Consider the following 24251-nt stretch of genomic DNA (forward strand, 5'->3'; position numbering starts at 1 on the left):
CATGTCTGCAGCCACCTTCCTCCCCAGCTACCGCGCCGCTGCGGCCGAGCGCGAAGCCCTGGGGGTCCCGGCCCTGCCCCTGAGCGCCACACAAGCCAGTGCACTCACGGAGCTGCTGAGCGCACCGCCCGCCGGCGAGGAAGACTTCCTGCTGCACCTGCTTAGTGAGCGCATCCCGCCGGGAGTGGACGAGGCGGCCTACGTGAAGGCCGACTGGCTCGCGGCTGTGGCCCAGGGCACGGCTACTAGCCCCCTGGTGAACCCAGTGGCGGCAGTGAAGCTGCTGGCCACGATGATCGGCGGCTACAACGTCAGCGCCTTGATCGAGCTGCTCAGCAACTCCGATCCGGCCATCGCCAGTGCCGCCGCCGAAGGGCTGAGCACCACCCTGCTCGTCTACGACTCATACAACGAGGTGCTGGAGCTGGCCTCCAGCAACCCCTATGCCCAGCAGGTGATCGACAGCTGGACCGCCGCCGAGTGGTTCACCGCCAAAGCCGAGCTGCCCGCCGAGATCACCGTGACCGTGTTCAAGGTGGAGGGTGAAACCAACACCGACGATCTCTCCCCCGCCACCCACGCCACCACCCGTCCCGACATCCCCCTGCACGCCATGGCGATGCTGGAAACCCGCATGCCTGGTGGCCTGGAGCTGATCACCCAGCTCAAAACCAAAGGTCACCCGGTGGCCTACGTAGGTGATGTGGTGGGCACCGGCAGCTCGCGCAAATCCGCGATCAACTCCGTGCTCTGGCACACCGGCAGCGACATCCCCCACGTGCCCAACAAGCGCGGCGGCGGTGTAATCCTGGGCGGCAAGATCGCGCCAATCTTCTTCAACACCGCCGAGGATTCCGGCGCCCTGCCGATCGAATGCGACGTGTCCGCGCTCAACTCCGGCGATGTGATCACGATCCGCCCCTACGCCGGCACGATCGAGCGGGCCAGCGGCGAAGCGAATGCCGGCGAGATCGTGGCTCGCTTCGAGCTCAAGCCCAGCACGATCACCGATGAGGTGCGCGCCGGCGGCCGCATCCCCCTGTTGATTGGCCGCTCACTCACCGATAAGTTGCGCGCCCAGCTGGGGCTGGCCGCCAGCGAGCTGTTCATCCGCCCGGTGGCCCCGGCCGATACCGGCAAGGGCTACACCCTGGCCCAGAAGATGGTGGGCAAGGCCTGCGGCCTGGCGGGCGTGCGCCCCGGCAGCAGCTGCGAGCCGCTGATGACCACCGTGGGCTCCCAGGACACCACCGGGCCCATGACCCGCGATGAGATGAAGGAGCTGGCCTGCCTGGGCTTCAGCGCCGATCTGGTGATGCAGAGCTTCTGCCACACCGCCGCCTATCCGAAGCCGGTGGATCTCAAAACCCACGCCGAGCTGCCGGATTTCATGGCGTCGCGCGGCGGCGTGGCCCTGCGCCCCGGCGACGGCATCATCCACAGCTGGCTCAACCGCATGCTCCTGCCCGACACCGTGGGCACCGGTGGCGACAGCCACACCCGCTTCCCGCTAGGCATCTCCTTCCCGGCCGGCTCGGGCCTGGTGGCCTTCGCTGCCGCCATCGGCGCCATGCCGCTCGACATGCCCGAATCGGTGCTGGTGAAATTTTCAGGCTCCCTGCAGCCAGGCGTGACCCTCCGAGATGTAGTGAATGCGATTCCCTACGTAGCGATCCAGCAGGGCCTGCTCACGGTGGCTAAAGAAGGCAAAAAAAACGTATTCAACGGCCGAATCATGGAGATTGAAGGGCTGCCCGATCTCAAGCTTGAGCAGGCCTTTGAACTCACGGACGCCACTGCCGAACGCTCTTGTGCCGGCAGCACAATCAAGCTCAGCGCCGAAACGGTGAGCGAATACCTAAGCAGCAACGTGGCACTGCTGAAAAACATGATCGCCCGCGGCTACGGCGATGCCCGCACCCTGGCCCGCCGCATCAAGGCGATGGAGGCCTGGCTGGCCAACCCGGAGCTGCTGGAGGCCGATGCCGATGCGGATTACGCCGCCGTGATCGAGATCGATCTCGATCAGATCACAGAGCCGATCCTGGCCTGCCCCAACGACCCCGACAACATCAAAACCCTCTCCGAAGTAGCCGGCGCACCTATCGATGAGGTGTTTATCGGCAGCTGCATGACCAACATCGGCCACTACCGCGCCGCGGCCAACGTGCTCGAAGGCCAGGGGCAGAACTCCGCCCGCCTCTGGGTGTGCCCCCCCACCCGCATGGACGAGGAGACGCTGAAGCAGGAGGGCTACTACGCCACCTTCGAAGCGGCCGGCTCCCGCATGGAGATGCCGGGCTGCTCGTTGTGCATGGGCAACCAGGCCCGCGTCGACGACAACACCACGGTGTTTTCCACCAGCACCCGCAACTTCAACAACCGCCTCGGCAACGGAGCCCAGGTGTACCTGGGCAGCGCCGAACTAGCGGCGGTGTGCGCCCAGCTGGGCCGCATTCCCTCCAAAAACGAATACCTGCAGATCGCTGCTGAGCGCATCGATCCCTTCGGCGCTGAGCTCTACCGCTACCTCAACTTCGACCAGATCGAAGGCTTCGAAGACAGCGGCCGCGTGCTTAGCGCCGAGGACGAGGCGAAGGTGCTGGCGGGGGCGTGAGGGAATAGGGCTGCGTCCACTGCACAACCTGGCGCAGTTTGGTATCAATCCTTACAACAAACCGAAGAAATCAGCTGGCCTAACTGAAGTCCCTAAGGTCCAGGGGCTTGCTGAACAGCATCTCCATGCGTCGCATTTCTCTGCTCGCCGGCGGCATCGCCCTAGCCCTCGCGGGTGGCCTAAGCCTCACCGGCTGTAACCAGGTCACCCAGAGCGCCAAGGACGCCGCCACCTCCGCTGCCACGGGCGCCGCCCAGACGGCCCTAGGGCCGGCCGTGACCCCGGTGCTCGACCTGCTCAAGCAGGGCCAAAGCAAGGTGGCCTCCGGCGATCTAGCCGGTGCCGCAGCCTCCATGGGCGGCTTCCAGGCCATCTGGGAGAAGGCCGCACCAGTGGTCAAGCCCCTGGCAGGGGATAAGTGGACCTCCATCGAAAGCGCTGCCCAAGGCTTAAGCGGCACCTTCAGCAAGGGCACTCCATCAGCTGCCGATGCCAACACCGCAATCAGTGGCCTGCTTGGCCCCCTTTCCGCCCTGGCCGGTAAGTAAGTCGTGCCTGCCGTGGTGAGACGCTGGATGCCTACAGCCGTCGTCTCATCTGAACCAGGAAATCCTGCTGTTCGAACCCGCCCCAGCTGAGGCTGGTGCCCTGCGTGCCGTGCTGGCCTTTCCCAGCACTTACACGGTGGGCATCACCAGCCTGGGGTACCAGGTGGTGTGGGCCACCCTGGCCCAACGGGCCGATGTGGATGTACGCCGCCTATTCACCGACCAGGGAGATTCAGCGCACCGCCACTGCGACCTGTTTGGCCTGTCGCTGAGCTGGGAGCTGGATGGGCCGGTTCTGCTGGATCTGCTGGAGCAGCAGCGCATCCCGATCTGGGCGGCCGAGCGCGGCGACGACGATCCGATCGTGTTCGGCGGCGGGCCGGTGCTCACCGCCAACCCCGAGCCGCTGGCACCATTTTTTGATGTGGTGTTGCTGGGCGATGGCGAACTGTTGCTGCCAGCCTTCATCGATGCCCTGCAGGCCGGCCGGGACGCTCCCCGGGCCGAACGGCTCAGGCAGCTGGCGGCCGTACCCGGCGTCTATGTGCCCAGCCTCTATACCCCCCGGTACAGCCCCGAAGGCGATCTGCTCGCGGTGGAGCCAATAGAAGCGGGTATCCCGGCCACGGTGGCCAAGCAGACCTGGCGCGGCAACACCTTGAGCCATTCGGCTGTGATCACCCCGGAGGCGGCCTGGCCCTCGATCCACATGGTGGAAGTGGTGCGCAGCTGTCCGGAGCTGTGCCGCTTCTGTCTGGCCAGCTACCTCACCCTGCCGTTTCGCACCCCCAGCCTGGAAGACGGCCTGATCCCAGCGGTAGAGAAGGGTTTGGTCGCCACCCAACGCCTGGGATTGCTGGGGGCCTCAGTAACCCAGCACCCCCAATTCGCCGACCTGCTGACCTGGCTCGACCAGGACCGCTTTGAAGGCACGCGGGTGAGCGTCAGCTCGGTGCGGGCCGCCACCGTGACCGCCGAGCTGGGCCGAATTCTGGCCAAACGGGGCAGCAAATCGCTCACGATCGCCATCGAGAGCGGCAGCGAGCGCATGCGCCAGGTGGTGAACAAGAAACTCGCCACCGAAGAGATTTACGCCGCCGCCCGCTACGCCAAGGAGGGCGGGCTCACGGGCCTGAAGCTCTACGGAATGGTGGGCCTGCCTACGGAAGAAGACACCGATGTGGAAGCCACCGCCGAGCTGCTGCTAGCTCTGAAAAAAGCCACTCCCGGCCTGAGGCTCACCCTGGGAGTGAGCAGCTTCGTGCCCAAGGCCCACACCCCGTTCCAGTGGCAGGGGGTGCGGCCCGAAGCCGACAAGCGACTCAAGCTGCTGGCCAAGCGGCTCAAGCCCAAGGGCATCGAGCTGCGCCCCGAAAGCTATGGCTGGAGCGTGATCCAGGCCCTGCTGTCGCGCAGCGACCGGCGCCTAGCACCGGTGATCGCCGCCGCCCGCGGCAAACACGAGAGCCTGGGGGGCTGGAAGCAGGCATATCGGGCGGTGCGGGAGCAAACCTCAGGCCCCGAGAGCCCACCAGCCTGGGAGGAAGTAATCCACGCCACCTGGAACAGCGAGCGGGTGCTGCCCTGGGCGCACCTGGAGGGACCGCTGCCTGCGGCAACTCTCGCCAAACACAGGCTTGATGCGCTAGGCGAAGCTGCCTGAACCTCAAGCAAACACCGCCGTCCGCCCCCGATAAACCATCACCTGGCGCTTGAGGTGCAAGCGCACGGCCCGGGCTAGGGCCAGGCGTTCGCAGTCGCGGCCGAGGCGGATCAGGTCAGGGACCTCATCGCGGTGGCCCACGGGCACGGTGGATTGGGCAATGATCGGCCCCCCATCCAGCTGCTCGGTCACGTAGTGACCGGTGGCACCGATCAGCTTCACGCCCCGCTCCCAGGCCCGGTGATAGGGCTGGGCGCCCTGGAAGGCAGGCAGGAAAGAGTGGTGGATGTTGATCACTCGATGGAAAGCATCCGGTGGATCAAAGCTCTCCAAAAATGCCGGCGTCAGCACCTGCATGTACTTGGCCAGGATCACCAGCTCGATGCCGTGCTCGGCAAGCAGCTCCAAGTGCCGTGCTTCAGCCTCCTCCCGGTTGGCGGCTGAGATGGGCACATGGGCAAAGCGGGCCCCAAATTCCTCAGCCAGGGCGCCAAGGTCGGGATGGTTGGAGATCACCAGCGGCACCTGCATCGGCAACTCCCCCGTGCGCGTGCGCCACAGCAAATCCAGCAGGCAGTGGTCCTGCTTGCTCACGAAGATCGCCACCGGCGGGCGCACATCTGAGAAGTTCACCGTGTATTGGCCACCCAGGCGCTCCGCCAGGGCGCTGGCCGTAGGACAGATCGCCTCCCGCGGCAGTCCGAAACCCTCAAGCTGCCACTCGATCCGGCTCAAAAACAAGCCGGCGCCCTGATCGCTGTGGTGGTCGGCGTGCACGATGTTGCCGCCGTTAGCTGCCACCCAGCCAGACAATTCCCGCACTAGTCCGGGTTGATCCGGGCAGATCATCTGCAGGATGGCAGTGGCGGTAGTCATGGCCATGGTCAACGTCAGTTCAGACGTAGCACCTCGGCGGCATTTAGGGCCAGGTTGCGAGGGGCAACAGACAGGCCGGAAGAGCCAGCCCGCCCCGATAAACTCACCCCCACGAAAAGGTGTTGGTACCTGCTGATGGCTTCTGCGCGGATTCCTGCGGTTTTCACTGATTTCGGCCAAGCCGCTTTCAGCCAAACTGCTTTCAGTAAAACTGCTTTCACCCAAACCGCTTTCGGCCAGCAGCTGCGCCGTTTACTGGTGCTCTGCCTTGCCACCGTGCTCTGCCTCGGCCTGAGCGCCTGTGACGGCAGCCAGGGCAAGAAGCCGCCGACCATCAGCCCAGAGGACATGGCCCTGATCGAGCGCCAAGCCGAGGGCTTCCTAGCCGCCCGCAACCGCCTGCCCGAGTTGGCCGCCCTCGTAAATGAGCGCAACTGGGTATTCACTGCCAACTTGATCCACGGCCCCATGCAGGAAGTGGGCCGGGAAATGAGCTACATCAACCAAAGGCTGCTGCCCGCCGACCGCCCCGAGGCCGAGAAGCGTGCCACCGCCCTGAAAACGGCCCTAGCCCAGCTCGATGAAGCGTCCCGCCTTCAAGACGGCGACAAGCTGCGTAAGGGTTACATCAAGGTGGCGAGCGGTTTTGGTCTCTATGCCCAGGTGTTGCCAACCCAAGTGCAGGAAGACCTCAAGCAAATCTGATTAAGCAGACCCATCCCGCCGGATCAGCCGTTAGGCGCCTTTCGATCGCTGTAATCGGCGCCGGCTTGGTTGGCCGCGCCTGCGCCTGGCTACTGCTGCAGCGTGGCCACCGAGTTTTGCTGATCGATCCAGGCCTGGACGGACAGCACGACCCCAGCTCAGGCAGCGAGGCGGCCCTGGGGGTGCTGATGGCCCAGGTGTTTCACCGCAACAGCGGCCGGGCCTGGCGGTTGCGTCAACGCAGCCTGGAGCTCTGGGGCCAATGGCGTCAGCAGTTGCAGGCCCAGGGCTGGGCGCTGCCCTGGCAGCCGGGCTTGCTACTGCTGGCCAGCACGCCTGAGGAACTGGAGCGCCAGCGGCAGTTGGTGACAAGCCGGCGGCAGCAGGGATTTGCCTTGGAGCTCTGGGACCAGCCCCGGCTTGACGCCCTGGCTCCAGCCCTGCCGATCGGAGCCCTGGGCGGGCTCTGCTCCCCGGCCGACGGGCAGCTGGATCCCGGGCCCGCCCTCGCAGCCCTGCTAGCCGATGGCCTGCGGCTGGGTCTGCAGACCTGCTGCGATCGGGTTGAGCGCCTCGAGCAACGCCCCGGTGGCTGGAGCGTGCACACTCGCAGCGGCGAGCTTCTGAAGGTGGATGCTTTGGCGCTGAGCGCCGGGGTGGCCAGTGCCGCTTTGCTGGCGGACATAGGCCACCAGGTGCCCATGGAGCCGGTGTTAGGCCAGGCCCTGGAACTGGAGTTGCCACTCCCCACAAACTGGAGCAGCGCCAGCCCCAGGCCAGGAGAGCTCTCCTGGCCTGGGGCACTCTCCTGGCCTGGGGCAGTGGTGTGGCAGGGGCTCAACCTGGTGCCCCGTGCCAGCGGCAGGCTTTGGCTTGGGGCCACCCTGGAGCCTGGCGATCAAGCCGATCCGGCCGCCCTCGCCAACCTGCAACAGCTAGGTGGTGCCGCGCCAGAGTGGCTGCAACAGGCCAAAGTGGTGCGCCAGTGGCAGGGCCACAGGCCCCATCCGATCGGCCGCCCTGCGCCCCTGCTCGAGCAACTGGAGCCAGGCCTGGTGCTGGCCAGCGGCCACTACCGCAATGGCGTGCTGCTGGCACCGGCAACAGCGGAATGGGTGGCCGACCAGCTGGAGCAAGGCTGACAAACCAGCCAGGCCCCTGAGTCCAGCAAAAAGCCCCCCTTACGGAGGGCTAAATAAAGATCACCTAAATGCGCTCAGTGATTCTGATCACTTGCTCTCGGTGAATTCAGCGTCGATCACGTCGTCGCTGGAGGCAGAGCTAGCCGCATCGGCACCAGCACCATTGCCCCCAGGGGCCGCGCCGCCTGCCTCAGCTCCTGCAGCCTGCTGGTACACGGCGGCACCAGCGGCATAAAGGGCCTGCTGCAGGATCTCGAGCTCAGACTTCATGGTGTCGAAGTCTTCCTTAGCGATCGCCTCCTTGAGCTTGACGGAGGAGGAATCCACCTTGGCCTTGTCCTCAGCGCCCACCTTGTCGCCGAGCTCGCCGAGCTGCTTCTCCGACTGATAAACGAGGGTTTCGGCCTGGTTCTTCAGGTCGATCTTCTCGCGCTTCTCCTTATCGGTAGCAGCGTTGGTCTCGGCATCCTTGACCATCTTCTCCACCTCGTTGTCGCTGAGGGTGGAGGCTCCGGTGATCGAGATGCTCTGCTCCTTGCCGCTGCCCTTGTCCTTAGCGGTGACGCTGAGGATGCCATTGGCATCGATATCGAAGGTGACCTCGATCTGGGGCACGCCGCGGGGTGAAGGAGGAATGCCGTCGAGGCGGAAGGTGCCGAGCGACTTGTTGTCGCTGGCCATCTCGCGCTCACCTTGGAGCACGTGGATCTCCACGTTGGTCTGACCATCCACCGCCGTGGAATACACCTCGGTTTTCTTGGTGGGGATGGTGGTGTTGCGGGTGATCATCTTGGTCATCACGCCGCCAAGAGTCTCAACGCCAAGGGACAGGGGGGTGACGTCCAACAGCAGGATGTCCTTGACCTCACCGGCCAACACACCGCCCTGAATCGCGGCACCAACGGCCACCACTTCATCTGGGTTGACGGTTTGGTTGGGGTCCTTGCCGGTAACCCGCTTGACCAGCTCAAGCACCGCCGGGATGCGGGTGGAGCCACCCACCATCACGATTTCATCGAGTTCAGCAGAAGAGAGCTTGGCGTCCTTAAGGGCCTGCTCCACCGGCACGCGGCAACGGTCGATCAGTTTGGAAGCCAACTCCTCAAACTTGGCCCGGGTGAGGGTGAGGTCGAGGTGCTTAGGACCCTCTGGGGTGGCCGTAATGAACGGCAGGTTGATTTCGCTCTGGGTAGCGCTTGAAAGCTCGATTTTGGCCTTCTCTGCCGCTTCGGTGAGACGCTGCAGCGCCTGCTTGTCCTGGCGCAGATCAATGCCCTCATTGGCTTTAAAGCTGGCGGCCAGGTAATCAACGATCACCTTGTCAAAGTCATCGCCGCCCAGGTGGGTGTCACCGGAAGTGGAGAGCACCTCGAACACACCGTCGCCCACCTCGAGCACGGAGACGTCGAAGGTGCCGCCGCCCAGGTCAAACACCAAGATGCGCTCATTGCTCTTGCGATCGAGGCCGTAGGCCAAGGCAGCCGCAGTCGGCTCGTTGATGATGCGCAGCACCTCAAGGCCAGCGATTTTGCCGGCGTCCTTGGTGGCTTGGCGCTGGGAGTCATTGAAATAGGCGGGAACGGTGATCACCGCTTGGGTCACCGTCTCTCCGAGATACTTGCCAGCGTCTTCGGCGAGCTTGCGCAACACCTGGGCGCTCACCTCCTCGGGGGCGAACTGCTTATTGAGAACGGGGCACTTCACCTTCACATTGGCGCCGGCCTTTTCAACGCCATAGCTCACTTCCTTCGATTCTTCGTTGACTTCATCAACGCGACGTCCGATGAAGCGCTTCACCGAATAGAAGGTATTCTCCGGGTTCATCACCGCCTGACGCTTAGCGATTTGGCCCACCAGCTGATCCTGGTTTTTGGTGTATGCCACCACGGAGGGTGTGGTGCGAAACCCTTCAGCGTTGGCAATCACGGTGGGCTTGCCGCCCTCCATAACGGCGACACAGCTGTTTGTGGTGCCTAAATCAATGCCAACAACCTTGCCCATGGGTTACTAACTCCTTACGGTGAGTGGATCTGACTGGGAGCATCTTCAGCAGCTGGGGCCATCCCAGGCGAGGGGTGGTTCCCGAACAGGTCCAGCCAGCCAGCCCACCTTCATGCCCCAGCCGATCTCCGGAAGCACTGCCCTTGCTGGGGTTCTCGGGGATCCGGTGCGCCACTCCCTATCGCCGGCAATGCACAACGCCGCCCTGGCGGAGCTGGGGCTCAACTGGGTGTACTTGGCCATGCCCACCAGGGCAGACCAGCTGGCGGTGGTGGTGCAAGGGCTGGAGGCCATTGACTGCCGCGGTCTCAACGTGACCCTGCCCCACAAGCAGGCCGTGGCTGGCCTCTGCCGCAGCCTCTCGCCCCTGGCGCAACGGGTGGGTGCGGTGAACACCTTGGTGCGGCACCAGCAGGGGGGCTGGCTGGGGGAAAACACAGATGTGGAGGGCTTCTTGGCTCCCCTACGCAGCACTGAGCAGAACTGGCAGGGGCGGCGAGCGGTGGTGCTGGGCTGTGGCGGCAGTGCCCGGGCTGTGGTGGCAGCCCTGGTGGAACTGGGCTGCAGCTCGATCGCCATGGCAGGCCGCAGCAGCGATCGCCTCGCGGCCCTGCTGGCCACCTGCCACAGCTGGGCGCCCCAACTGCGGGGGCTGGAATGGGCTGAGGGCAGCGCGGCCCTAGCCGAGGCCCTGGCCCTGGCAGACCTAGTGGTCAACACCACACCCGTGGGCATGGCTGCTGCCGGCAATCCAGATGCGGCCCGGCACTGCCCCCTCAGCCCCGGCGAACTGGAAGCCCTGCAACCGGGCTCCACCGTGTACGACCTGATCTACACACCCAGACCCACGGCCCTGCTGCTGGCGGCGAGCCAGCGGGGCTGCCGGGGCCTAGATGGCCTGGAGATGCTGGTGCAGCAGGGGGCCGCCTCCCTGCGGCGCTGGAGCGGACTTGAGCAAGTGCCGGTGGCAGCGATGCGCGCGGCAGCCCTGGCCCAGCTGGGCCCCTAGCCTGAAGGCCCTGGAAGTTTCTCCATCCATGCAGGATCCCCCGATCTGGCAGCGAGTGCTGGCGGCCCTGGCCTACCTGTTGCCCTGGAGCGACGCCTTCTCCTTCGGTCGGGGGCTGTTCGGCCTGTTCCCGGCGCTGCAGTGGCTTGGGGTGCCGATCCTGCCGATCGCCCTGCTGGAGCAGGCGGTGCCCTTTGGCGGGCTGGTGCTTTTCCTAGTGCTGTTCCTGGCGGTGGTGCGCAACAACAAGGTGCCCTACGTGATCCGCTTCAACGTGCTGCAGGCGATCCTGATCGACATCGTGGTGGTGCTGGTGAGCCTGGCCTTCCAGGTGCTGCAGCTCGGCGCCCTGGGCTTCGTCGGCAAAACCCTTAGCAACACAGTGTTTATCGGCATTTTGGTGCTGGTGCTGTTTGCTGTAGTGCAAAACCTGCGGGGTAAGGAAGCCGATATTCCCAGCCTCTCGGAAGCCGTTCGGATGCAGCTGTAAGGTGTTTGATCCGTCGCTGGTGGGCATCAGCCCGCCGGCCGCTGCCCCAATTCCTGAGGCGACAACCCCGAAGCGACCATGACGCAGCCCTACTACGAGACCATGTACATCCTTCGTCCGGATATTCCGGAGGAAGAGGTGGAAACCCATGTCGCCAAGTACCGCGATCTGGTCACCGAATCCGGTGGTGAAGTGCTGGATTGCCAGATGCGCGGCAAGCGCCGCCTGGCCTATTCCATCGCCAAGCACCGCGAGGGCATCTATGTGCAGCTCAACCACAACGGCGACGGCCAGCAGGTAGGTCCGCTGGAGCGGGCCATGCGTCTTTCGGAAGATGTGATTCGCTATCTCACCGTCAAGCAAGACGGCCCGATGCCGGCACCACGCACCCTGCCCGGCGCCAGCACTGAAGCCGCTCCCATGGAACCAGCCACCGTCTGACCGGGACCCAGTTTGACCTGAGTATTCAGTTTAACTTTGGGAATCCAGATAGGTGCGGAGCTAATACAGGCCTGGCTTGTAAAAAATTGGGCCCGCTCGTAATCTCCGCCGATGGAGCCTGACGCCATACCACCAGCACCGAAGTGGCAGCCGTCTGTCACTTCGGTTTTTTCGTGGCAGCAGCAGCAAGAGCGCCAAAACGAGCTGGAACAGGAACTTGCCAAAACTCGGGAAGAGCTTCTGGCCATGCAGGCCCTGCTCGAAGACCTACCCGGCCTCTTTGAAGACAAATTTCAGCAGCGATTGCAGCCGATGCTCGACCAGCAACAGCGGCTGCTCAGCGACAACGCCAACCTGAGCCAGCACCTGCTGCAGTTACAGCCTGGCAGCGATACGAGTACCCAGCGTCTGCTGCTGCCCCAGCAGAAGCCTGCCAGACCACGACTGCGCCAAGCCCTACTCCATGCCTTCGGCTTCAGCCCGAACCAGGAGCCCTAGCGCCGGCGCTGATTGGCCGCCCAGAGGCGGGTGGGCAGACCCCACACGTAGATAAAGCCCTCGGCAGCCTTGTGGTCGAATTGATCTTCGGCGCCGTAGGTGGCCATATCGGGATCATAGAGGCTGTGGCTGGCACTGCTACGGCCAACCACGGTGGCATTGCCCTTGTGCAACTTCAGCCGCACCGTGCCGTTCACGGTTTGCTGGGTGCGCTCCATGAAGCCATCAAGCGCATCCTTGAGCGGGCCATACCAAAGGCCCTGATACACCAGATCCGCCCACTGCTGCTCAAGCTGGCGCTTAGTGCGCAGCACATCGGCCGCCAGGGTGAGGCTCTCCAGCTCCTGGTGGGCCTTAATCAACAGCAGCAGGCCAGGGGTTTCATAGATCTCCCTGCTTTTGATACCTACCACCCGGTTTTCGACCATGTCGAGGCGGCCGAAGCCGTGGCTGCCGGCCAGGGCATTTGCCTGGCGGATCATGCTCACCGGATCGAGGCGCAGGCCGTCGATGCTCACCGGGTTGCCCTGCTCAAAGCCGATCTCAATGGTCTGGGCCTGATCCGGCGCCGCAGCCACTGACACGGTCATGGCGTAGATCTCCTCGGGCGGCTCCACGTTGGGATCCTCGAGGGGGCCGGCTTCGATCGAGCGGCCCAGCAGGTTGAGGTCGATCGAATAGGGCGATTTCTTGCTCACCGGCGAGGGAATGCCACAGCGCTCGCCGTAGGCGATGGTTTGCTCGCGGCTCATGCCCCACTCCCGCGCCGGGGTGAGCACCTTGAGGTCGGGGGCGAGGGCGCCGATGGCCACATCGAAGCGCACCTGATCGTTGCCCTTGCCCGTGCAGCCGTGGGCCACCGCATCGGCGCCCACCTCGCGGGCAATCTCCACCAGTCGCCGGGCGATCAGGGGCCGGGCCAGGGCTGTGGAGAGGGGATAGCGGCCTTCATAAAGGGCGTTAGCCCGAATAGCCGGGAAGGCGAATTCGGTGATGAAGGGCTCGATCAGGTCACCCACGATCGACTGGCTGGCCCCTGAATCGAGCGCCTTCTGGCGAATCGGCTCCAGCTCGTCGCCCTGGCCCAGGTCGGCGGCGAAGGTGATCACCTCCTCCACGCCCCACTCCTGCTTCAGGTAGGGAATGCAGACACTGGTGTCTACGCCGCCGGAATAGGCCAGCACCGCCTTCTTCGCCCGACCCATCAACGCCTCTCCATGCGTTTAGTTGCTCGATTCTCCCCTGTCGGGGTGTGGCAGGGACCAGTGGGTCAGCAACCACAACCCCACTAGCAGGGGCGGCAGGCCCACCAGCAACCACACCACCCCCTGCTGCAGGGGCAACGGCTGGGGCCAACGCTCGCCCGCTGCGGCCAGCGCGGCACTGATGGCCAGGGCCAGGGCCCAGACCCTCAGCACCCCGGCAAGGGGGCTGGCCTTTTGGCTGCTGGTGGGCATGGGCTCGAGGGCTGCATTTGCTTTGCAGCTATGGTGACTGATTGGTCTGTATGGGCCTAGCCCCAGACCTAGCTACCGGTAGGCGCACGCATGAGCACACTCGCGACCAGTGACAGCAGTCGACTCGACACAATCAATCCCTCGCTGACCCGCTACCGGCGCAGCGATCCAGCTCCGGTGCTGCCCCTGCGCGATGAGCCCGATCTGCTGAGCTGGCTTGAGAGCAGTGGCCGCCTGGTGGCGGATGAAGAAACCGCCAGCACCGAAGTGAGCACGGTGGAAGAGGAGGAGCTTTCCGCCCTGATGGGCGAGAAGGAGGACTACAACAAGGACGACGAACAACAGGACGAAGACTGGGAAGACTGAGTTCCGCAGGGGAAACTGGGGCGGTCGCCGTCCCTTTCCCTTGGTTGTTTCGACCCCGGCTGCCCTACTCAGCAGTTTGTTGTTGCTGGCCTGTCTGCTGTGCGACTGGCTTAGCGGCGCGCCCCAGCTCACCTTGCCGCTGCTAGTTGCCGGCCTGATCAGCGCTGGAGTCACCGGTTGGGGGGTGCCGCGACTGCGGCAGCTCAAGCTCGGTCAGGTGATTCGCGCAGAGGGGCCCCAGGGCCACCTCAGCAAGGCAGGCACACCCACCATGGGCGGACTGCTGGCGGTGCCCGTGGGGGTGCTGGTGGGCGGCCTGCTGAGCCCAAGCGATCCCCGCCTGCTTGCTGTTGCCGCCGTAACCCTGGCCTACATGGCGATCGGGGCCATCGATGACTGGCGCAGCCTCACCCGCCGCACCAACACGGGCCTCACGCCCCGGGGAAAATTGCTGCTCCAGGCCGGCGCGGCCCTGTTGTTTCTGATCTGGGCCGCAGCGGGCCAGTGGCTGGGTGGGGCCTCTCCCGGCGACATCGCCCTGCCCCTGGGCTGGGTGCTGCCGATCGGTTTGCTGATCTGGCCGCTGGGGTTGTTTGTGTTTATGGCCGAAAGCAACGCCACCAACCTCACCGATGGCCTCGACGGCCTGGCCGCAGGCTGCGGCGCCGTGGTGTTCACAGGCATGGGGCTGCAGCTGATGCTGCGCGGCCATGAAGGCGATGCGGCTATGGCCGGTTTCTGCGCCGCGCTGGCTGGCTGCTGGCTGGGCTTTCTCGTCCACAACCGCCACCCGGCTCGAGTGTTCATGGGCGACACCGGCTCGCTGGCCATGGGCGCAGCCCTCAGCGCCGTCGCCTTGCTCTCCAATAGCCTCTGGCCCCTGCTGCTGATGGGCGGCGTCTTCCTAGCGGAATCGCTGTCGGTGATCCTGCAGGTGTGGGTGTTCAAGGCCACCAAAGACCCAGCCACGGGCCAGGGCCGGCGCCTGTTCAAGATGGCGCCGCTGCACCACCACTTCGAGCTTGGTGGGCTCAACGAACAAGTGGTCGTAATCCGCTTTTGGCTCGCCAGCCTGCTACTGGTGGGATTGGGTTTAGTGCTGTTGCCCTAAGCCCTGCCCTCGCTTATCACCCATGGCTTACTTCACCTGGAAGGAAACCGGCCTCAGCTCCGACTGCGCCAGCCTGGCCGCCATGGCTGCCCGCTTCGAGGAGGCCGCTGCCCTGATGCGCCGCATGGCCAGCGAGGGCTTTCAGCTGGAGCGCCACAGCGATGGCCAGCACATCACCCACCCCGATCCAAACGTATTTGAGGCCTATGGCTTCATCAACGAGGAATCGCCGGTGCGACAGCTGACGTTGCTGAACTAATCAGTTTCGACGCAAATAGCCCACCAGCCACACCACCACAAAAGCCAGGGATGAAAGACCTAGGTAGATCAGGGCCCATTTCTGCAAGGTGGCGATGTCCCAGCCAAATAACAGGCCGTTGGCAGCGTCCCCAGCCGTACTGAAACCCAAGGGCAATCCCAACAGCCAAGCCATCAACGCGCCCCGGTGTGCAAAAAGATCAGTTCCATCTTGCTGTCCTGCCCGCGATCCGGGCGACCACCATGACCTTTCCCACCCCTGCCACTCTTCCGGCCACCTTGATGCTGCTCGGCAGCGGTGAGCTTGGTAAGGAGGTGGCCATCGCAGCCCAGCGGCTTGGCTGCCGGGTGATCGCAGTGGATCGCTACGCCAACGCCCCGGCCATGCAGGTGGCTGATGTCGCTGAGGTGGTCGCCATGACCGACCCAGAAGCCCTCAAGGCGGTGGTGCGCCAGCACCGGCCCGATCTGGTGATTCCAGAGATAGAAGCTCTTGCGGTTGATGCCCTCGCGCAGCTGGAGGCGGAAGGCATCTGCGTGATTCCCACAGCCCGGGCCACGGCCGTGACCATGAATCGCGACCGCATCCGCGACCTGGCAACCACTGAGCTGGGGCTGCGCACAGCCCGCTTTGCCTACGCCGGCAACGCCAGTGATCTGGCAAGCGCCGCTGCCGGCCTGGGCTGGCCCGTGGTGGTCAAACCGGTGATGAGCTCCTCGGGTAAGGGCCAAAGCGTGGTGCGGGGTCCAGAAGAAATTGCCGCCGCCTGGGAGAACGCGATGGCGGGTGCCCGAGGTGCCGGGGAGCTGGTGATCGTGGAGGAGTTCCTGCACTTCGAGCTCGAAATAACCCTGCTCACCGTGAAGCAATGGCAAGGGCCAACGCTCTTCTGCCCGCCGATCGGCCACATCCAGGAGCGGGGCGACTACCAGTGCAGCTGGCAGCCAGCCCAGATGCCAGCCGCCGCTCTAGAGGCAGCCCAGGTCATGGCCCGCGGCCTCACCGACAACCTGGGCGGCGCCGGCCTGTTTGGCGTTGAATTTTTCCTATGCAAAAAGTCCAGCAGCAGCGCCGGTCAGCCAGATGAACTTGAGGTGGTTTTCTCCGAGCTCTCACCGCGCCCCCATGACACCGGCCTGGTGACGATGGTTGGCCAGAACCTGAGCGAATTCGAACTACACCTGCGGGCGGTGCTGGGCCTGCCGATCCCGTCGATCCAAAGCCTGGGAGCAGCTGCCAGCCGGGTAATTCTGGCCAACAGCGACGGAGCCGAGGTCTCCTATAGCGGCGTAGCGCAGGCCCTCAGCGAAACCGATACGGAGGTGCTGCTTTTCGGCAAGCAACACGCCCGGCCCCAGCGGCGCATGGGCGTAGCCCTGGCCCGCGGCAGCAGTGAGGAGGAGGCCCGCCGCAAAGCAGACACGGCCGCAGCCCACATCCAGGTGCGGGCCTCCAGCTGAACAAGCGGCGCTCACCCCCTGGTGCAGCAGGGATCCGGCCCTTAAGGTGCGCTGAATAGGAGCCGATATGAGCCAGGCCCAGCCCCGCCCGCGTCGCAGCCGACGCGAAAGCAGCCGCGGGGCTGTGGTCACCGACCTGCGCAACCGTCGCGAGCTGCGTCAAGCAGCGCCAACCACCAACATCAAACCCCAAACAGCTCCAAATCCTCGACGACGCAAACCGCCAGTTCTGGCCTTCTTACTAGGTATCGGCCTGGGCTATGGACTTGCCGGGCCCCTGCCGCAAATGGCCTCAGGGGTTTGGGCAGCCATGTTGCACGGACCCAGCCAGCTCAGCAGCCTGATCAACCCATTCGGGGGCAGCAACCGGCGCGTTCTTGTGATTGGCACAGACAAGGTGGGCGAAAACACCGATGTGATGTTCACGGTGCAGCTCAAAGACGGTGTCACCAAGCTCACCCAGGTGCCGCGCGACACCTTCGTGGAATCGGCCGAGTTCGGCGTAATTAAAGCCAATGCCCTCTATGCATTTGGCGGCATGGGTGCCCTTAAACAGGAGCTCACCAGCCTGCTGAATGCTCCAGTGGATCGCTATGTGCGGGTGAATATGCGCGCTGTGGAGCACCTAGCCGATGCCATTGGCGGCGTGGAAGTTGATGTGCCTAAGCGGATGTATTACGTAGATAATGCCCAGAACCTATACATCGACCTCTATCCAGGAGTGCAGGTGCTGAAAGGGGAGCAATTGGAGGGCTTCCTGCGCTTCCGCCATGACGAAATGGGCGATCTAGGCCGGATGGAGCGCCAGAAACTAGTGCTGGCAAAGGTTTTTTCCAAACTAGCCCATCCCTCCACCCTAGCCCAGCTACCGGAACTGCTGAAAGTCGCCGGCGAAGACATCAAAACCGATCTTTCGCCAGTGGAGATGGGCCAGCTGATCTCTGCGATGGCCAGCACCAAACTGAGCACCCAGCAGCTTCCTGGCCGCCTGTTCTGGCACAACGACCTCAGTTACTGGATGCCCAACGGCAATAGCCACTACGCCGGGGTTGGCAGCGACCAAATCAGCCCATAGGTTGGTGTTGGACCTGGTCTGGGCATGGCCATCGCAATCACGCTAAATCGCTTGCTTTGCGTCGGTACTGGGCTCCTGCTAATTGGGGACTCCTGAAAAGGCGAACCGCACGCTGGATTCGATTGCAGCCAAATAGCAGGGTGTAGGCAGCCCAAACTCACGGTTATCCAGTGGCCAGTGATTTGTGTGTTTCAAACTGCCAAATGTTCCTGAGTCCCATCCAGAGACAACCTGGCCATTTCCAGTTGCATAACCAGGCAAAAATAGTGATAAAAAGAGGCGGAGGAGCCTCCGGATCTTCTCTGCGCACATCACCACAAAGGCCATGGAAATCGAGTTTTCTGCACCTTTGCTCAGCCGAGCCATAATCAAATCTAGTGAATACTTTCTCATTCCTGATCCAAAGCATCCTTCCACTTCGTTTCGCCTTCGCTGGTCTGCGCTTAGCTGCTGCTTTTGTGCAGCACTGATCTCTGCATTCTTCGGCGGCCTCCCCAATCGCTTACCAGATAGCCGCATATCGTTCCGCGTGCAGAAGTTCGGCTCTTGGTATTGATGTAGATGCGATCTGAGCAGATTCGCTCGGGGTAGCATCCATACTCTTGCTTATATTTCTTGGCTTGTGGGATTAAGTCTTCAGCCTCATTGTATGGATCCCAGCTAATCCTGTGCAGGAAAGCAAAGCCGTTTCGCACAGACACACTAATCTTGGTGCCAAACTCAACAGCAGCTCTCGCCTTGCCTCGAACAATGGGCCGTACGTGTCTCCGAACCAAGTTCACAATGCGATCGGGCATGCTGCGCGTCTTGGAGTGCAACAGGATGCTTTGCTGGCGGTGCAGCTCGCTGATCACAAGAAGCTTGTACCACCAATGGGTCTTCAAGCCCGAAAGCATTGCACCAGATGTGATCAGGGCGTCGATGGCATCAAGATTCCGCTGCAGATAGTCAAGCTGACGGCGAATGGCGGCTTTTATTTTGCGTCGCCGTGGCTTTTTCGATTTGGCTACATTCAGAAAAGCAGCACGTGCCCTACCACGATCATATCTGGGCTTGTGTATGTGAAGTTTTGAGTGTTGGCTGTACAGATCATCAATGATCTGCTCGGTTGAGGCCCTCGCCTCATTAAGCAACTTGAGATCAGTCGGATAGGTGATGTCGGCTGGCGTGCAAGAGGCATTGATACTGAGCGTTCCCCAGTTCTTATCCTCTGGCCAATCTGCAGGTTTCACGAGGTCGTCTATTGCGAGCTGGTTGCCAGCATCGGAATCTGGATCGCCAGAGTCGTCTTCATCTAGGAGTGACGCCACAGCCTCGATCACCATGGCTTTTCCCCGTGCGGCAATGAGTTCATTAATCCGATTGAGCTCCTCCTCCGAGAATCGTTTGCGAAAATGAACCATCTTTGATGGGTCAAATGGGGTTTTGCTGGAATAGCTATCAAAGCCAAGTAAAAACTGCATATAGGCATTTTCTCTGATCTGCTAGACGGTCTCCTCGTCGCTCAAGCCAAGCCTCTGCGTGATAAACAATGCACCAAACACCAGCCTTACAGGCTTTGCTGGGGCGCCGGTGGTTGGATTGAATGAGGGGCATATGTATCTTCCAACTCTTCCCATGGCATCAAGGAGGAGAAAATCACCCAGCGCTTGTCTGTGTCCAACGTACCGCCAAAAGGCACATGAAAATCCTTGATTGAGAGCTGGCCGTTATGGAGTTTCCAGTAAAGCTGCAGCGCTCGGCAGTTGTAGCAATCGTTGATTGGCCTGATCAAAGCCAGTTTATCGGGTTTTGTGCGCTGAAACAAGCTGCGCTGCAGTCGATCTGGCTTTTTCAGGAGACCCCAGTTAGGCGACCACTAGCAGATCGCTTCTGAATCAGCGGGTGCCATTCGGTCCTGCTCCTTCAGTGGATTGGGCAAGAGACCAAGGAATAATCCCGAATCTCTTCATATTTTTTCCAAATTATCGCAACCCTTGCCTGCGGCCCGGGAGTGGGTCTTCGGACTTGGATCGGTTGCTTATGCGCACACTGATTGAGTAGTCACCTTGCTTTATGCATTTTCTGATTAAACATCCACTGCCTTGCGCTGACCTGGCTTGGTGTTATTGATCCCCTACCAGATTCGTTAACCCCACGTCTACATCCCCAAACCCGAAGGCTTGCTCAGTCGTAGTTGGCCATCTGGACAACCCGCTGCGCAATCTGCACATCAGACTGCTGCCTCAAGAAGGCAAGACCTCCAACCACTTCCAATTCCCCACCCCTTCCAAATCAAGCCACCACCAAAGCCACTCCAAGACCTACCCCTAACCCTCCAAAAGTACCCCTCAACCCCCAACCACCTCTGGCGGATGCTGCTCCAGCACCTGCTTGAGGTATCTGCCTTATGGCTAGTGGGATGCTCTGCCACCGTTTCGGGGGTGCCCACCACCACGATCTCGCCGCCATTATCACTGTTGACAGCAAGAAGTGAAAAAAATCCGAGAATATCGAAAGGATTTTTGTCGAAGCATAATTGCTGCCTAAGGACTTTTATAAGGAGCATATTTATTGACGATCCCAATGGGCTGATAACACAGGCGCCTGACACGTCGCAAATCGTTAGCACTTTGAATATATGCACAGATGGAGGGAGGCTCATAATAAAATGCTGCTTTCTCGGTTTCTCCAGTTGCATTTTTTTGATGGGCAGCAATTCCAATTCTGGCAATATTTTCAATAACACAGATACCGGCACGCTTCTGCTTGACCTCCCAGATCTTTCCATGAAGGTCAACACCGATGAATCGAGAACCATTAGAGGTGAATCTATCAAGCTGTTGGTTATTAAATTCATAAGTGACCTTTTCACAGGCTTGTGCTTTTTTAAGAGGCATAGCCTCCTGGATAAAAAACTGTTCTTTTACTGTTGACTCCCCAGCATGCGAAATGGGGAAAAGAGAACCCTCAATCAACATACCAACAAACAAAGCCGAGGAGGCAAGGCGCTTGGGGAGCAAAACCCTCATTTTACTGCTCGTATATGTGAATATAAATTAGCACAAAATCTAGCCATGTCACATTTGAACCCCATAGGCAAGCCACCACCCAAGCCACTCCCAGTCCTTCCCTGCCCCTCCAACACCACCCTCAAACCACCACTGCCTCTGGCGGATGCTGCGCCAGCACTTGCTTGAGGTATCTGCCCGTATGGCTGATGGAATGCTCTGCCACCGTTTCGGGGGTTCACACCACCACGATCTCACCGCCCTTATCACCACCATCAGGTCCGAGATCAATAATCCAGTCAGCACAGCGGATCACATCGAGGTTGTGCTCAATCACCAGGATTGAGTTGGCCTTGTCCACCAGGCGTTGCATCACATCCATCAGTCGGTAAAGCCCTTCAAATTATAAGGTTCAGCCTGGGTTTGATGCCCAGATTTGTCCAGAAAGCCAGAGGACAAGTCAGTTCTCAATGGTTTTGAAAATTTTGTATCCTCACGAACCCAAGTCGGCATCATCGAGGCCTTGGCAGATGCGGCTCACCTCCGATTTGGAAATGCCGCTGGCCCCGCCCAGCGCCTCCACCAGGGCGTCGACTTTGCGGGTGGAGATGCGGCCTGCTCGGTGTCAACTACATAGGCGGGCGCGCCTACCTAATTGTCGTCGTGCAGAGAGGAGGCCTACCTGCTGCGGGGAAAGATTCAGATGGATGATTCCTACCTCGGCGGAGAACTCCCGGGTGGCAAGCCAGTTCGGGGTTCAGAGAACAAGATCCCAATCGTTGCGGCCGTCTCCTTGAACGAGGCTGGCCATCCAATTCACACCAGGATCACAGCCGAGAGTGGCTTCTGCTCATAGGCGATCGCTGAATGGGCCAAACGCCATCTGATGCCCGGCAGCCAGGTGCTCTCCGATGGCTTGGCCTGCTTCCGAGCCGTGACGACAGCCAACTGCCACCACGAGTCTGTTGTCACCGGTGGCAAGCACCCCAACGACCTGCCGCAGTTCCGCTGGATCAACACGTTGCTGGGCAACCTCAAGTCCAGCTTCTGCGGCACCTTTCATGCCTTCAACTACCGCTGCTCGGGCCTGCGTCGATGACAAATACGCCCGGCGCTACCTGGGCGGCTTCTGCTTCCGCTTCAACCGGCGTTTCTCAATGATTGCGATGACGGAACGGATCGCCAATGCAGTCTGCTGCTGCACGCCTTGCACGGAGCGCGATCTCGGGCTTGCGGAGGCCCATGGGTAATCACGATAAGTTTTATAGATTTTCTCCTCGACTATATCTGAAGATGTAAGCTGATTTATTGTGCGCTTGATCGAGGCTCTGAGATCATTCTGCTTATAAACAGATCTCGCCAACTCTATAAATTCGTCTCCAAGGTCATTGTTATGTTCGCGCTCCCTTATCTGATCTTCAATGTCCCAGAGTATACTATTGGCTAATCGCAGTTGATCAAAGAGTTCATTATCTATTCGGATATCTAAGTTCTGAAGGATCCCAAAGAGCAGCTCAAGTTCTTTTTCAACATTGAGCAGACTTTTCCCTTCAAGTTTTTGCTTCTTGATCTCAAGTATTGATATCTTGTCATAAAGCTCTCCTGTGGAGACAGGTATTGAAACAAGTGTCATTGTTAACCATCTTGAATGACTAAACGATATTTTTCAGACAAAAATTTATCAAGCTCTGAGGCAACTCGAATCATTACCTCATTCCAGTTGCCACGCTCTCTCTGGCGGAACAGCCGCATAGAGGGATACCAGAAGGTGGTATCTCCTTCTATCCCCCATCGCCAATCAGGAACTTTATGGAGCAGCAGCCAAGTTGTCCTGCCCATTCCTCCTGCCAGGTGAGCCACAGAGGTGTCGCTGGTGATGACCAGATCGCAGTTGGCAATGATGGCTGCGGTCTCCAGGAAATCCCAGGTGTCATTGACCTGATCTTGACAGCTGATAAACCGATCCTTGAAGGAACAGGTTTCCACCTGTTCGCTGCCAAATCCCTTTTGAAGGGAGAGAAATGATATTTGACTACAACCTGTGATTGGAGCAAAAGTTTCTAGCGCTAATGAACGACCCCCAAGCCCTGTTTTCTCTGTTTCTGGATTGCCTTGCCAGTTGATGCCGACAATGGGGAGCTGCTCAGCTGAAAGGATCCCAGCCCACTTTGCATTGAGTTCATCAGTTGTCTTGATGTAGGGCTCGGTTACGACTGGATTGTCTGGGCTGACCCCTAAATGTCTAGGCACTGATAGAAGGGGTATCCACTGCCCCTCGCTAATTTCATTTGCTTCCTGTGGAGTGAGTGGTGATGGGTCAATGCCCGAGATCTTGATGAGTCTGTGAAGCTTTGGCTGAGCACAAAATGAAACGGATATACCTTGATTTCGCAGGGCAGTTGCGTATCGCATAAACTGAAGCGTATCGCCAAGACCTTGTTCTGTAACCAACAGCAGATGGTTTATTTGGTTGAGAGCAGTCTCGCCGCTCCAGCGGATGCATTTAGGTAGGGCGTGGGGCTTTAAGGTGTTTTTCTCTATCTTTGTTCGCCATTCGTATTTCTCCCAGCCGTTCTTGTAATCGCCGCCAAGTAGCATTGTCAGCGACAAGTTCCCGTGAGCATCTGGGTAGTTGGGTTTGAGATGCAGAGCGGTGTTGTAGGAGGCAATAGCAGCGTCTAGGTCGCCCTGCTCCTTGAAAGCATTACCCAGGTTGTTGTGAGCACTAGGGTAGTTTGGTTTGAGTTGCAGAGCGGTGTTGTAGGAGGCAATAGCAGCGTCTAGGTCGCCCTGCTCCTTGAGAGCATTACCCAGGTTGTTGTGAGCACTAGGGTAGTTTGGTTTGAGTTGCAGAGCGTTGTTGTAGGAGACAATGGCAGCAGTTAGGTCGCCCTGCTCATTGAGAGCAATGCCTAGGTTGTAGTGAGCATCGGGGTAGTTTGGTTTGAGTTGCAGAGCAGTGTTGTAAGAGGCAATGGCAGCAGTTAGGTCCCCCTGCGCCTTGAGAGCATTGCCAAGGTTGTTGTGAACATTGGGGTGGTTGGGATTGAGTTGCAGAGCAGTGTTGTAAGAGCCAATGGCAGCAGTTAGGTCCCCCTGCGCCTTGAGAGCATTGCCAAGGTTGATGTGAGCATCCTGGTGGTTGGGATTGAGTTGCAGAGCAGTGTTGTAAGAGCCAATGGCAGCAGTTAGGTCCCCCTGCGCCTTGAGAGCATTGCCAAGGTTGTAGTGAGCGCCTGGGTAGTTGGGCTTGAGGTGAAGCGTTTTCCTGAGAAGTTCTATGAGTTCGTCAAATCTATCCTGCGTTCCGCAGATAGCCGCTAGATTTCCATAGACAATGTGATTTTTCGTCCCTTCTTCAATTAGTTTTCTATAAATCGTCTCTGCTTCTTCAAGTTTCCCTTGATTGATCAGTTCAATAGCTTGTTGCTCCATAGCGGTGTGATCAGCAGAACTCCTGGTCACCTGCTGCTTGGGGGCTGCTGTTTGCTTAGCAGCTGAGAACCCACTGCCACTCCGCTTGGGTTTGCCCACACCGCACTA

At 60.7% G+C, this 24251-nt stretch carries 23 protein-coding genes and 5 pseudogenes; 15 read left to right on the forward strand and 13 right to left on the reverse strand.

Annotated features, from left to right (window positions below; all coding sequences use genetic code 11):
• The first annotated feature begins 1 nt into the window (after nt 1).
• The 3 genes from acnB (at nt 2) to KBZ22_RS03720 (ending at nt 4828) form a co-directional block, all read left to right on the forward strand.
• Nucleotides 2–2617, forward strand: coding sequence for a bifunctional aconitate hydratase 2/2-methylisocitrate dehydratase (acnB, locus tag KBZ22_RS03710; RefSeq protein ID WP_255021088.1), 2616 nt, complete (start codon nt 2–4; stop codon nt 2615–2617).
• Between the two features lie 125 nt (nt 2618–2742).
• Nucleotides 2743–3165 (forward strand): hypothetical protein, encoded by a 423-nt coding sequence (locus tag KBZ22_RS03715; RefSeq protein WP_255021089.1) that lies wholly within the window; start codon nt 2743–2745, stop codon nt 3163–3165.
• Between the two features lie 109 nt (nt 3166–3274).
• Nucleotides 3275–4828, forward strand: coding sequence for a radical SAM protein (locus tag KBZ22_RS03720; RefSeq protein ID WP_255021090.1), 1554 nt, complete (start codon nt 3275–3277; stop codon nt 4826–4828).
• 3 nt (nt 4829–4831) lie between these two features.
• Here KBZ22_RS03720 and purU read toward each other — a convergent pair whose 3' ends face one another.
• Nucleotides 4832–5704 carry a formyltetrahydrofolate deformylase gene (purU, locus tag KBZ22_RS03725; RefSeq protein WP_255021091.1) on the reverse strand — a complete coding sequence of 291 codons (873 nt, stop codon included), beginning with the start codon at nt 5702–5704 and terminating at the stop codon, nt 4832–4834.
• Between the two features lie 135 nt (nt 5705–5839).
• On the opposite strand from purU, the gene psbQ reads away from it, so the two are divergent.
• Both psbQ and KBZ22_RS03735 read left to right on the forward strand, forming a co-directional pair.
• Nucleotides 5840–6409, forward strand: a complete 570-nt coding sequence (gene psbQ / locus KBZ22_RS03730; protein ID WP_255021092.1) for a photosystem II protein PsbQ — start codon at nt 5840–5842, stop codon at nt 6407–6409.
• A 53-nt stretch (nt 6410–6462) separates the two neighbouring features.
• On the forward strand, nt 6463–7551 hold the full coding sequence (locus tag KBZ22_RS03735; protein ID WP_255021182.1) for an FAD-binding oxidoreductase: 1089 nt from the start codon (nt 6463–6465) through the stop codon (nt 7549–7551).
• A gap of 87 nt (nt 7552–7638) precedes the next feature.
• On the opposite strand, the gene dnaK is transcribed toward KBZ22_RS03735, so the two are convergent.
• Nucleotides 7639–9552 carry a molecular chaperone DnaK gene (gene dnaK / locus KBZ22_RS03740; RefSeq protein WP_106502593.1) on the reverse strand — a complete coding sequence of 638 codons (1914 nt, stop codon included), beginning with the start codon at nt 9550–9552 and terminating at the stop codon, nt 7639–7641.
• 112 nt (nt 9553–9664) lie between these two features.
• Between dnaK and KBZ22_RS03745 the strand changes: the two genes are divergently transcribed.
• The 4 genes from KBZ22_RS03745 (at nt 9665) to KBZ22_RS03760 (ending at nt 11990) form a co-directional block, all read left to right on the forward strand.
• On the forward strand, nt 9665–10561 hold the full coding sequence (locus tag KBZ22_RS03745; protein ID WP_106502723.1) for a shikimate dehydrogenase: 897 nt from the start codon (nt 9665–9667) through the stop codon (nt 10559–10561).
• The gene (locus KBZ22_RS03750; RefSeq protein ID WP_255021093.1) at nt 10446–11051 is read left to right on the forward strand and encodes a Tic20 family protein; all 606 of its coding nucleotides are present in this window, start codon (nt 10446–10448) and stop codon (nt 11049–11051) included. The genes KBZ22_RS03745 and KBZ22_RS03750 overlap by 116 nt, the downstream gene beginning before the upstream one ends.
• A 78-nt stretch (nt 11052–11129) precedes the next feature.
• Complete coding sequence (rpsF, locus tag KBZ22_RS03755; protein ID WP_106502591.1) at nt 11130–11492, forward strand: 30S ribosomal protein S6; 363 nt, start codon at nt 11130–11132, stop codon at nt 11490–11492.
• A gap of 111 nt (nt 11493–11603) precedes the next feature.
• A complete protein-coding gene (locus KBZ22_RS03760; protein ID WP_106502590.1) occupies nt 11604–11990 on the forward strand; it encodes a hypothetical protein in 387 nt (128 codons plus the stop codon).
• On the opposite strand, the gene KBZ22_RS03765 is transcribed toward KBZ22_RS03760, so the two are convergent.
• A complete protein-coding gene (locus KBZ22_RS03765; protein ID WP_106502589.1) occupies nt 11987–13195 on the reverse strand; it encodes an argininosuccinate synthase in 1209 nt (402 codons plus the stop codon). The genes KBZ22_RS03760 and KBZ22_RS03765 overlap by 4 nt on opposite strands.
• Nucleotides 13196–13213: 18 nt before the next feature.
• Nucleotides 13214–13447 (reverse strand): hypothetical protein, encoded by a 234-nt coding sequence (locus KBZ22_RS03770; protein WP_106502588.1) that lies wholly within the window; start codon nt 13445–13447, stop codon nt 13214–13216.
• Between the two features lie 90 nt (nt 13448–13537).
• On the opposite strand from KBZ22_RS03770, the gene KBZ22_RS03775 reads away from it, so the two are divergent.
• From KBZ22_RS03775 to KBZ22_RS03785, 3 genes are read left to right on the forward strand one after another with little or no spacing between them, the layout of a single operon-like run.
• Entirely contained in the window at nt 13538–13813 is a 276-nt protein-coding gene (locus KBZ22_RS03775; RefSeq protein ID WP_106502587.1) for a DUF3134 family protein, read from the forward strand.
• Between the two features lie 40 nt (nt 13814–13853).
• Nucleotides 13854–14924: a phospho-N-acetylmuramoyl-pentapeptide-transferase gene (gene mraY, locus KBZ22_RS03780; protein ID WP_106502586.1), complete on the forward strand. Its 1071-nt coding sequence runs from the start codon at nt 13854–13856 to the stop codon at nt 14922–14924.
• 22 nt (nt 14925–14946) lie between these two features.
• Nucleotides 14947–15183 (forward strand): hypothetical protein, encoded by a 237-nt coding sequence (locus tag KBZ22_RS03785; RefSeq protein WP_106502585.1) that lies wholly within the window; start codon nt 14947–14949, stop codon nt 15181–15183.
• On the opposite strand, the gene KBZ22_RS03790 is transcribed toward KBZ22_RS03785, so the two are convergent.
• The gene (locus KBZ22_RS03790) at nt 15184–15357 is read right to left on the reverse strand and encodes a cytochrome B6 (RefSeq protein WP_193486212.1); all 174 of its coding nucleotides are present in this window, start codon (nt 15355–15357) and stop codon (nt 15184–15186) included.
• A gap of 68 nt (nt 15358–15425) precedes the next feature.
• Between KBZ22_RS03790 and purT the strand changes: the two genes are divergently transcribed.
• Nucleotides 15426–16643, forward strand: coding sequence for a formate-dependent phosphoribosylglycinamide formyltransferase (gene purT / locus KBZ22_RS03795; RefSeq protein WP_106502584.1), 1218 nt, complete (start codon nt 15426–15428; stop codon nt 16641–16643).
• A 67-nt stretch (nt 16644–16710) separates the two neighbouring features.
• The gene (locus tag KBZ22_RS03800) at nt 16711–17718 is read left to right on the forward strand and encodes an LCP family protein (RefSeq protein WP_106502583.1); all 1008 of its coding nucleotides are present in this window, start codon (nt 16711–16713) and stop codon (nt 17716–17718) included.
• Between the two features lie 78 nt (nt 17719–17796).
• On the opposite strand, the gene KBZ22_RS14385 is transcribed toward KBZ22_RS03800, so the two are convergent.
• The 6 genes and pseudogenes from KBZ22_RS14385 to KBZ22_RS03820 form a co-directional block, all read right to left on the reverse strand.
• A complete protein-coding gene (locus KBZ22_RS14385) occupies nt 17797–18237 on the reverse strand; it encodes a transposase (RefSeq protein WP_161956130.1) in 441 nt (146 codons plus the stop codon).
• Entirely contained in the window at nt 18162–19199 is a 1038-nt protein-coding gene (locus KBZ22_RS03805) for a transposase (protein ID WP_255021183.1), read from the reverse strand. Before KBZ22_RS03805 ends, KBZ22_RS14385 begins: the two co-directional genes overlap by 76 nt.
• An 849-nt stretch (nt 19200–20048) precedes the next feature.
• Nucleotides 20049–20173 (reverse strand): annotated as a pseudogene (locus tag KBZ22_RS14390) (DNA helicase UvrA); the annotation flags it as partial.
• Nucleotides 20174–20243: 70 nt separating this feature from the next.
• Entirely contained in the window at nt 20244–20729 is a 486-nt protein-coding gene (locus KBZ22_RS03810; protein ID WP_255021094.1) for a hypothetical protein, read from the reverse strand.
• Nucleotides 20730–20850: 121 nt separating this feature from the next.
• Nucleotides 20851–21096, reverse strand: a pseudogene (locus KBZ22_RS03815) (hypothetical protein); the annotation flags it as partial.
• A 123-nt stretch (nt 21097–21219) separates the two neighbouring features.
• Nucleotides 21220–21318: pseudogene (locus KBZ22_RS03820) on the reverse strand (transposase); the annotation flags it as partial.
• A gap of 57 nt (nt 21319–21375) precedes the next feature.
• Between KBZ22_RS03820 and KBZ22_RS03825 the strand changes: the two are divergent.
• Nucleotides 21376–21958, forward strand: a pseudogene (locus KBZ22_RS03825) (IS1595 family transposase); the annotation flags it as partial.
• A 2-nt stretch (nt 21959–21960) separates the two neighbouring features.
• On the opposite strand, the pseudogene KBZ22_RS03830 reads toward KBZ22_RS03825, so the two are convergent.
• Nucleotides 21961–22341, reverse strand: a pseudogene (locus KBZ22_RS03830) (DUF6165 family protein); the annotation flags it as partial.
• 2 nt (nt 22342–22343) lie between these two features.
• A complete protein-coding gene (locus KBZ22_RS03835; protein ID WP_255021096.1) occupies nt 22344–24242 on the reverse strand; it encodes a tetratricopeptide repeat protein in 1899 nt (632 codons plus the stop codon).
• Between the last annotated feature and the right edge of the window lie 9 nt (nt 24243–24251).

Origin of the sequence: Cyanobium sp. L1E-Cus (assembly GCF_024345755.1) — a bacterium.
In the GTDB taxonomy this organism is placed as follows: Bacteria; Cyanobacteriota; Cyanobacteriia; order PCC-6307; family Cyanobiaceae; genus Cyanobium_A; species Cyanobium_A usitatum.